This is a genomic window from Streptomyces sp. XD-27 (assembly GCF_030553055.1).
Classification (GTDB): domain Bacteria; phylum Actinomycetota; class Actinomycetes; order Streptomycetales; family Streptomycetaceae; genus Streptomyces.
In genome coordinates, this window is the sequence record NZ_CP130713.1 from 2,698,851 (window position 1) to 2,708,759 (window position 9,909).

The window sequence follows — 9,909 nt, forward strand, 5'->3', positions numbered from 1 at the left end:
TTGTCGTCACACACCTTGCCCGCGGATCGGAGGATCCTCAGATTCCGAGTTCTTTCTCGATGAAGTCGAAGACCTCATCCGCCGTTGCCTCTTGCAGCTGCTCCGTCACCTCGGCGGCGCCGTCGCCGGTCGCCGCGCGGGGCTCGTTCCAGGTCGCCAGGAGTGCCTGGAGCCGGGCCGCGATCTCCGCCCGCCGCTCGCCGTCCTCGCCCGCCGGGTCCAGCACCGACAGCGCGGATTCGAGCTTGTCGAGCTCCGCGATGCCCGGCGCCGCCGCCGCGCCGCCGTCCTCGACCAGCTGCGACCGCAGGAACGCGGCGAGGGCCGCCGGAGTCGGGTGGTCGAAGACCAGCGTGGCGGGGAGCTTCCGCCCGGTGGCGGCGCCCAACCGGTTGCGCAGCTCCAGGGCGATGAGCGAGTCGAAGCCCAGTTCCTTGAACGCCCGCTGGGCGCCGACCTCGTCGGTGGTGGTGTGGCCCAGCGCGGCGGCCGCGTGGGAGCGCACCAGTTCCGTGACGACCAGCAGTTGCTCGGCGGCGGGCATGCCCGCCAGCCGCTGCCGCAGCGCGGACGCGGGGGCCTCGGCCGGGCCGGGCTCGCCGCCGCCCGCCGCCTCGGTCATCCGCCGTACCGCGGGCAGGTCGCCGATGAACGGGCTGGGGCGGACCGCCGTGTAGCCGTGGACGAACCGCTCCCACTGGATGTCGGCGACGGCGACGGCCACGTCGTCGTGGTCCAGGGCCTGCTGGAGGGCGACGATCGCGGCGGCCGGGGCCATGGCGGGCACGCCGCCGCGGTCCAGCCGCTCCCCGATGGCGCCGCCCGCGGCGAGTCCGGTGTCGCCCCAGCGGCCCCAGGCCACGGAGGTGGCGGGCAGCCCGTCGGCGCGCCGCTGCTCGGCCAGGGCGTCGAGGTAGGCGTTGGCCGCCGCGTAGTTGCCCTGCCCGGCGTCGCCGAGGGTGCCCGCGACGCCGGAGAACAGCACGAACGCGGACAGGTCCCGGCCCTGGGTGAGTTCGTGCAGGTGGCGGGCGGCGTCGGCCTTCGGTCCGAGTACGGTCGCGAACCGGTCGGGCGTCAGCGCGTCCAGGACGCCGTCGTCGAGCACACCGGCCGCGTGGACGACGGCCGTCAGCGGCCGGTCGGCGGGGACGGCGTCGAGCAGCGCCGCGACGGCCTCGCGGTCGGCCACGTCGCACACGGCGATCGTCACCTCGGCGCCCAGCGCGGTCAGTTCGTCGCGCAGCTCGGCGGCGCCGGGGGCTTCGAGCCCGCGGCGGCTGGTCAGCAGCAGATGCCGCGCGCCGCCGCGGGCCAGCCAGCGGGCCACGTGCGCGCCGAGCGCGCCCGTACCGCCGGTGACCAACGCGGTGCCGTCCGGCCGCCAGGACCGTACGGCGGGTGCGCCGGCGAGCGGGGCGTGTGCCAGCCTGCGGACGAAGACGCCGGAAGCGCGCACGGCGAGCTGGTCCTCGCCGTCGGCGGCGGTGAGCACCCCGGCCAGCCGGGACAGCGCCCGCTCGTCGGCGGCGGCCGGGAGGTCGACCAGGCCGCCCCAGCGCTCGGGGTGCTCCAGGGCCGCGGTCCGGCCCAGGCCCCACACCGGCGCCTGCGCGGGGTCGGCCAGCCGGTCCGAGCGGCTGACGGAGACGGCGCCGCGGGTGGCACACCACAGCGGGGCGTCCACGTCGGCGTCGCCGAGGGCCTGCACGAGGGCGGCGGTACCGGCGAGCCCGGCGTGCACCCCGTCGGGGCCGGGCTCCTGGGCGAGCGCCAGCAGGGACAGCACCCCGGTGACGGCGGCGGATCCGGCACCGTCCCGTGCGGGGGCGGCCTCGCGTCCGTCGCGGGAGGTCGCGTACTCACCGAGCTCCGCCGCCTCCGCGCCCGTGCCGTTCCCGGCGCCCACAGTGCTCGCGGCGTTCCCGGTGTTCCTGATGCTCCCGGCGTTCCCGGCGAGCTCCGCGCGCAGCCGCGCGGTCAGGGCCGCGCGGTCCACGGCGTCGGCGTCCACGGCGTCGACGTCCACGACGAGCCGCCGTACGGCGGCGCCGCGTTCGGCGAGCATGCGGGCGGCGCCGGCGGCCCAGGCGCCGTCGGCCTCCGTACGCGGTACGACGAGCAACCACGTGCCGGAGAGCCGTCCGGGCTGCCCCTCGGGCCGGGGCTGCCAGGTGACGCGGTAGCGCCAGCCGTCGACGGTGGACTGCTCGCGGGCCTGCTTGCGCCAGGAGGACAGCGCGGGCAGGACGGCGCCGAGCGAGTCCAGCCCGTCGGGGTCGGCGAACTCCAGGGTTCCGGCCAGGGTTTCCAGGTCCTCGCGCTCGACGGCCTTCCAGAAGCGGGCGTCGACGTCGTCGGCGCGCTGCGCCGGGACGGTGGTCTCGACGGCGGGGGCCTGCGGCCACAGGTGCTGGTGCTGGAAGGCGTACGTGGGCAGGTCGACGCGGCGCGCGTCGTCGCCGTACACGGCCCGCCAGTCCACGGCCACACCACGCGTCCACGCCTCGCCCAGCGACAGCCAGAAGCGCTCCAGGCCGCCCTCGTCTCGGCGCAGCGAACCGAGCACGGCGACAGCGCGATCCGCGTCCTCGGCCGTCTCCTGCACGCCCATCGTCAGCACCGGATGCGCACTGGACTCGATGAAGACCCCGAAGCCCTCGTCCAGCAACCGCCGGACAGCCGATTCCAGTTCGACCGTGCGCCGCAGGTTGGTGAACCAGTACTCCGCGTCCAGCTCCGGGCCCGTCACCCACTCCCCCGTGACGGTCGACAGGAACGGCACCTGGGGCGCCTGCGGCCGGATCGGCGCCAGGCAGGCCAGGAGCTCCTCGCGGAGCAGCTCCACCTGCGCCGAGTGCGAGGCGTAGTCGACGGGGACACGGCGCGCCCGGACCTCGTCGGCCTCGCAGGAGGCCAGGAACTCGTCCAGTGCGGCGGGCTCGCCGGAGACGACAACGGAGGACGGGCCGTTGACCGCCGCCACCGAGATCCGCTCCTCCCCCCACCGCTCGATCCGCTCCCGCACCCGCGCGACCGGCAGCGCCACCGACACCATGCCGCCCAGACCGGCCAGCTCGCGGCCGATCACCTGGCTGCGCAGCGCCACGACCCGGGCCGCGTCCGGCAGGGACAGCGCCCCGGCGACGCACGCGGCGGCGATCTCGCCCTGGGAGTGGCCCACCACGGCCGACGGCTCGACGCCCACGGAGCGCCACAGCTCGGCCAGCGACACCATCACCGCGAACAGCACCGGCTGGACGACGTCCACCCGCTCCAGCGACGGCGCACCCTCGACCCCCCGCAGCACATCCACCAACGACCAGTCGGTGAACTCCGCGAGCGCGGCGGCGCACTCATCGATCCGGGCAGAGAACACTGGCGAAGCATCCAACAGGCCCACGGCCATGCCTACCCATTGCGACCCCTGTCCCGGGAACAGGAACGCCCCCTTGCCCCCGATACCGGACCCCTGTACGAGGCCGGGCAGGGCCTGTCCGCGGGCCAGGGCGTCCAGGCCGCGCACGAAGTCGGGGCGGTCGGTGCCCACCAGGACGGCGCGCTCCTCCAGCGTGCTCCGGGTGGTGGCCAGCGACCAGCCGACGTCGACCGGGCGCGGCGCCGGTTCGGCCTCCAGGTGAGCCAGCAGCTTCCGCGCCTGGTCCCGCAGGCCCGCCTCCGTGCGGCCGGAGAGCACCCACGGCAGGGGGTGGCCGGGACCGGGGTGATCGGGGCTGGGGTGACCGGGGCCGAGGTGATCGAGGCCGGGGTGATCGGGGCTGCCTCCGGGGTCTTGCCGGAGGGCTCTTCGGCGGGTGCCTGCTCCAGGATGGCGTGCGCGTTGGTGCCGCTGAAGCCGAAGGAGGAGACGGCGCCGCGGCGCGGGCGGTCGGCGTCCGGCCACGGCGTGGCCTCGGTCACCAGCGACACCGCGCCCGCCGACCAGTCGACGTGCGGGGTCGGTTCGGCGATGTGCAGGGACTCCGGTACGACGCCGTGCCGCATGGCCAGGACCAGCTTCATCACGCCCGCGACGCCGGCGGCCGCCTGGGCGTGCCCGATGTTGGACTTGACGGAGCCGAGCAGCACGGGCCGGTCCGCGGGCCGGTCCTGGCCGTAGGTGGCCAGCAGCGCCTGCGCCTCGATCGGGTCGCCGAGCGTCGTGCCCGTGCCGTGCGCCTCGACCACGTCCACGTCCGCGTACGACAGCCGGGCGTTGGCGAGCGCCTGCCGGATGACGCGCTGCTGGGACGGGCCGTTCGGGGCGGTCAGGCCGTTGCTGGCGCCGTCCTGGTTGATGGCGGTGCCGCGGACGACGGCCAGCACCGGGTGGCCGTTGCGCCGGGCGTCGGAGAGCCGCTCGACGAGCAGCATGCCGACGCCCTCGGCCGGGCTGAAGCCGTCGGCGTCCGACGAGAACGCCTTGCTCCGGCCGTCGGAGGCCAGTCCGCGCTGGCGGCTGAACTCGATGAACGTGCCCGGCGTCGCCATGACGGTGACCCCGCCCGCCAGGGCCACGGCGCACTCGCCGTTCCGCAGCGCCTGCACGGCCAGGTGCAGCGCCACGAGGGAGGCGGAGCAGGCCGTGTCGACGGTGACCGCCGGGCCCTCCAGGCCGAAGGTGTAGGAGAGCCGGCCGGAGACGACGCTGGCGGCGCTACCGGTGGCCAGGTGCCCCTCGTAGCCGCCGTCGGTGGTGTTCCGCATGAGGAGGGAGTAGTCGGAGCCGTTGGTGCCGACGAAGACCCCGGCCTGGCTGCCGCGCAGGGACACCGGGTCGATGCCGGCCCGCTCGAACGCCTCCCACGAGGTCTCCAGCAGCAGCCGCTGCTGCGGGTCCATCGCCATGGCCTCGCGCGGCGAGATCCCGAAGAAGCCGGGGTCGAACTCGGCGGCGCCGGTGAGGAATCCACCCTCCCGGGTGTAGCTGGTGCCCTGTGCGTCCGGGTCCGGGTTGTACAGGGATGCCACGTCCCAGCCGCGGTCGGCGGGGAACTCCGACAGCGCGTCGCCGCCGGAGGCGAGCAGCTGCCACAGTTCCTCGGGGGTGCGGACGCCGCCGGGGAAGCGGCAGCTCATGGCCACGATGGCGATGGGCTCGCCGGCGTCCGCCTGGGCCGCTGGGACGGGGAGCGGGGCGGCGCTCGCCGCATGCTGCCCGCCGGACGACTCCGTCCGCAGGTGCCTGGCGAGGGCCGTCGGGGTCGGGTAGTCGAAGATCAGCGTGGGCGGCAGCTTGAGTCCGGTGGCCGCGCCGAGCCGGTTGCGCAGTTCGACGGCGGTCAGGGAGTCGAAGCCCAGCTCCTTGAAGGCCCGGCCCGCCTCGACGGCCTCGGGTCCGGCGTACCCGAGGACAGCCGCGACCGCGCCGCGCACCAGGTCCAGCAGCAGCCGCTCCTGCTCGGGCTCGGGCAGCCCGCCGAGCTGCTGCGCCAGGGCGGCGGCGCCGCCCGCCGCGTCCTCGTCGGCGGCCCCGCTCATGTCCTTGATGACGTCCCGGGCCTCGGGCAGGTCGTGCAGCAACGGCCGGGAGCGGCCGGAGGTGAAGGCCAGGACGAAGCGCTTCCACTCCATGTCGACGACGGTCAGGGCGGTCTCGTCGCGGTCCAGGGCGTGCTGGAGCGCGGTGACGGCCGACGCCGGGGCCATCTCGATGACACCGTGGCGGCGCATCCGGTCGCCGACCGCCCCCTCGGCCATGCCGCCCTCGCCCCACGGACCCCAGGCGAGGGAGGTGGCGGGCAGCCCGGCGGCGCGCCGGTACTCGGCGAAGGCATCGAGGAAGGCGTTGCCCGGCGCGTAGTTGCCCTGGCCGGGCGCGCCGAAGGTGGCGGCGAAGGAGGAGAACAGCACGAACGCGGACAGGTCCCGGTCCTTGGTGAGTTCGTGCAGGTGGAGCGTGGCGTCGACCTTGACCTTCAGCACCCGGTCGACCTGCTCCGGCGTCAGCGCCTCGATGACCCCGTCGTCCAGGACGGCGGCGGTGTGCACGACGGCGGTCAGCGGGTGCTCGGCCGGTACGGACGCCAGCAGCGCGGCGAGCGCGTCGCGGTCGGCGACGTCGCAGGCGGCGACGGACACCTCGGCGCCCAGGGCGACGAGTTCGTCGCGCAGCTCGGCGGCTCCGGGGGCGTCCGGACCGCGGCGGCTGGTGAGGACGAGGTGCCGGGCGCCGTTACGGGCCAGCCAGCGGGCCGCGTGCGCGCCGAGCGCGCCCGTACCGCCGGTGACGAGAACGGTGCCGTCGGGCCGCCACGACCGTACGGCGGGGGTCTCGGCCAGCGGGGCGCGCAGCAGGCGGCGGGCGAACAGCCCGGCGGGCCGGATGGCGATCTGATCCTCGTCGTCGATGCCCGCCACTACGGTCACGAGGCGCGTGAACGCGCGGTCGTCGGGCTCCGGGTGGGCAAGGGCCGGGAGATCGATCAGACCGCCCCAGCGCTCTCCGTGTTCCAGGGCGGCCACCCGGCCGAGGCCCCACACCAGCGCCTGTGCCGGGGAGTCCAGCGGGTCGGCGCGGCCGACCGAGACGGCGCCCTGGGTGGCGGACCACAGCGGGGCGGTGACCTCGGCGTCGCCGAGGGCCTGGATGAGTGCGAGCTGGGCGGCGACGCCGGAGGGGACGGAGGAGTGCACGGGGTGCGGGCGTTCCTCCAGGGCGAGCAGGGAGAGGACACCGGTCACGGAGCCGGTGTCCGCCAGCTCGGCACGGAGTCGGTCGGTCAGCGCCGTACGGTCCGACGCCTCGGTGTCCACACTGATCTGCCGTACGGTGGCGCCGCGTTCGGCGAGCACACGAACCGTACCGGTGGTCCAAGGACCGTCGACCTCGGACTGTGGCACCACGACGAGCCAGGTGCCGGAGAGCCGCGCGGACTGTCCATCGGAGAGCGGCTTCCACGTCACGCGGTAGCGCCACCCGTCGACGGTGGACTGCTCGCGGGCCTGCTTGCGCCACGAGGACAGCGCGGGGAGGAAGGAGCTGAGGGGCTGGTCGCCGTCGACGTCCACGTCACTGGCGAGTGCCTGCCAGTCCTCGCGCTCGACGGCCTCCCAGAAGCGGGCTTCCAGGGGGTCGGCGGCGGCGACTTCGGCGGTCTCGGGGGTGCCTGCTTCGAGCCAGTAGTGCTCGTGCTGGAAGGCGTAGGTCGGCAGGTCGATCCTGTCGGCGCCGGTCTCCGCGTAGGCGGCGTTCCAGTCGACGGCCACGCCGCGCGTCCACGCCTCGCCCAGCGACAGCCAGAAGCGTTCCAGCCCACCCTCGTCGCGCCGGAGCGAGCCGAGCGCGGCGGCCTCGTGGCCCGCGTCCTCGGCCGTCTCCTGCACCGCCATGGTCAGCACCGGGTGGGCGCTGGACTCGATGAAGACGCCGAAGCCGTCGTCCAGCAACCGCCGGACGGCGCCTTCGAGTTCGACGGTGCGGCGGAGGTTGGTGAACCAGTATTCCGCATCCAGCTCCGGGCCCTTGACCCACTCGCCCGTGACGGTGGACAGGAACGGCACGTCCGCCGCCTTCGGACACACCGGGGCCAGGCAGGCCAGGAGTTCGTCGCGGAGCAGCTCCACCTGGGCGGAGTGCGAGGCGTAATCCACGGGAACGCGGCGGGCCCGGACCGCATCCGCCTCGCACGAGGCCAGCAGCTCGTCCAACGCGTCCGGTTCACCGGAGACAACCACCGACGCCGGCCCGTTGACGGCCGCCACCGAGATCCGCTCCTCGCCCCAGGCGGCGATCCGCTCGCGGACCTGGGCCACCGGCAGCGCGACCGACACCATCCCGCCCTTGCCCGCCAGCACCCGACCGATCACCTGACTCCGCAAGGCGACCACACGCGCCGCGTCCTCAAGCGACAGCACCCCCGCCACGCAGGCGGCCGCGATCTCGCCCTGGGAGTGGCCCACCACGGCGGCGGGTTCAACGCCCAGCGAACGCCACAGCTCCGCGAGGGAGACCATCACCGCGAACAGCACCGGCTGGACGACGTCGACACGCTCCAGCGACGGCGCCCCCTCGACTCCCCGCAGCACATCCACCAACGACCAGTCGCAGAACTCCGCCAGTGCGGCGCCGCACTCCTCGATACGGGCGGCGAACACCGGCGAGGCATCCAACAGCCCCACCGCCATCCCCACCCACTGCGACCCCTGCCCCGGGAACACGAATGCCGTCTGACCGGCAGTGACAGTTCCCTGCACGACGCCTGCGGCCATCGCACCGTCCGCCAGCGCGCCCAGCCCCGCCACCAGTTCGTCACGGTCGTGCCCGACCACCACCGCACGGTGGTCCAGCGCTGCGCGCGTCGTGGCGAGTGACAGGCCCACGTCCAGTGGCCGCGGCTCCGGCTCGGCCGTCGCGTACGCCAACAGCCGTTCGGCCTGCGCCCGCAGCGCCGCCGCGCTCTTGCCGGACAGCGCCCACGGCAGTACGCCCAGTTCGCGAGGCGCCGCTGGAGCGGCCTCGGCCGCGTTCTCCTCCTCCTCGGGCTCTCCCCCAGCGCTGCCGCTGGGAGGTGCCCCCACGGGAGCCTGTTCAAGGATGGTGTGGGCGTTGGTGCCGCTGAACCCGAACGACGACACCGCCGCACGGCGCGGACGCCCCGTCTCCGGCCACGGCGTGGTCTCGGTCAGCAGCGACACGGCGCCCGCGGACCAGTCCACGTGCGGCGTCGGCTCGTCCACGTGCAGGGTCTGCGGCAGCACGCCGTGCTCGATGGCCTTGACCATCTTGATGATTCCGGCCACCCCTGCCGCCGCCTGGGTGTGGCCGATGTTGGACTTGATCGAGCCGAGGAGCAGCGGCCGGTCCTCGGGACGGTCCTGGCCGTACGTGGCGAGCAGGGCCTGGGCCTCGATCGGGTCGCCCAGCGTCGTCCCCGTACCGTGCGCCTCCACCGCGTCCACGTCGTCGGCGGAGAGCCGCCCGTTGGTGAGGGCCTGGTGGATGACGCGCTGCTGAGAGGGGCCGTTGGGGGCGGTGAGCCCGTTGCTGGCGCCGTCCTGGTTGATGGCACTGCCCCGGACGACCGCCAGCACCGGGTGGCCGTTGCGGCGGGCGTCCGACAGCCGCTCCACCAGCAGCATGCCGACGCCCTCGCCCCAGCCGGTGCCGTCGGCGGCGGCCGCGAACGGCTTGCAGCGCCCGTCGGCGGCGAGCCCGCGCTGACGGCTGAACTCGGTGAAGGTGGACGGGGTCGCCATGACGGTGACGCCGCCGGCCAGCGCCAGCGAGCACTCGCCGTTCCGCAGCGCCTGCACGGCCATGTGCAGCGTCACCAGCGACGACGAGCAGGCCGTGTCGACGGTGACCGCCGGGCCTTCGAGGCCGAAGGTGTACGAGACCCGGCCGGAAGCGATGCTGCCGGAGCTGCCGGTGCCGAGGAAGCCCTCGACGCCCTCGGGTACGGAGTCCAGCCGCGAGGTGTAGTCGTGGTACATCACGCCCGCGAAGACGCCGGTCCGGTGGCCGCGCAGCGACGTGGGGTCGATGCCCGCCCGCTCGAACGCTTCCCAGGACGTCTCCAGCAGCAGCCGCTGCTGCGGGTCCATGGCCAGCGCCTCGCGCGGCGAGATCCCGAAGAGGGCGGGGTCGAAGGCGCCCGCGTCGTAGAGGAACCCGCCCTCGCTGACGTAGCTGGCGCCCGCCTGGTCGGGGTCGGCGTCGTAGAGCGTCTCGATGTCCCAGCCGCGGTCGGTCGGGAAGCCGGAGATGGCGTCCCGGCCGTCGAGCACGAGCCGCCACAGGTCCTCGGGAGTGCGGACGCCGCCGGGGTAGCGGCAGCTCATCGCGACGATGGCGATGGGCTCCTGGTGCCGCTCCTCGACCTCGCGCAGCCGTCGGCGGGCCTGACGCAGATCGGCGGTCGCCCGCTTGAGGTAGTCGCGCAGCTTGTCCTCGTTGTTCACCATTGC

2 protein-coding genes and 3 pseudogenes are annotated in these 9,909 nt (G+C 74.7%); all 5 read right to left on the bottom strand.

Annotated elements, in window-relative coordinates:
- Positions 1–37: 37 nt before the first annotated feature.
- Positions 38–778 (bottom strand): phosphopantetheine-binding protein, encoded by a 741-nt coding sequence (locus tag Q3Y56_RS33430; protein ID WP_369696853.1) that lies wholly within the window; start codon positions 776–778, stop codon positions 38–40.
- Between the two features lie 123 nt (positions 779–901).
- Positions 902–2,068, bottom strand: a pseudogene (locus tag Q3Y56_RS33435) (beta-ketoacyl reductase); the annotation flags it as partial.
- A gap of 201 nt (positions 2,069–2,269) precedes the next feature.
- Positions 2,270–2,569: pseudogene (locus Q3Y56_RS33440) on the bottom strand (hypothetical protein); the annotation flags it as partial.
- Positions 2,546–3,403: pseudogene (locus Q3Y56_RS11715) on the bottom strand (acyltransferase domain-containing protein); the annotation flags it as partial. The pseudogenes Q3Y56_RS33440 and Q3Y56_RS11715, both read right to left, overlap by 24 nt.
- Before the next feature lie 8 nt (positions 3,404–3,411).
- Positions 3,412–9,906 (bottom strand): type I polyketide synthase, encoded by a 6,495-nt coding sequence (locus Q3Y56_RS11720; protein ID WP_304461893.1) that lies wholly within the window; start codon positions 9,904–9,906, stop codon positions 3,412–3,414.
- Between the last annotated feature and the right edge of the window lie 3 nt (positions 9,907–9,909).

What these genes read in the sequence shown, in the direction of transcription:
- Q3Y56_RS11720 (WP_304461893.1), bottom strand. Translation starts at nt 9,906, where the DNA reads ATGGTGAACAACGAGGACAAGCTGCGCGACTACCTCAAGCGGGCGACC.
- Q3Y56_RS33430 (WP_369696853.1), bottom strand. Translation starts at nt 778, where the DNA reads ATGGCCCCGGCCGCCGCGATCGTCGCCCTCCAGCAGGCCCTGGACCAC.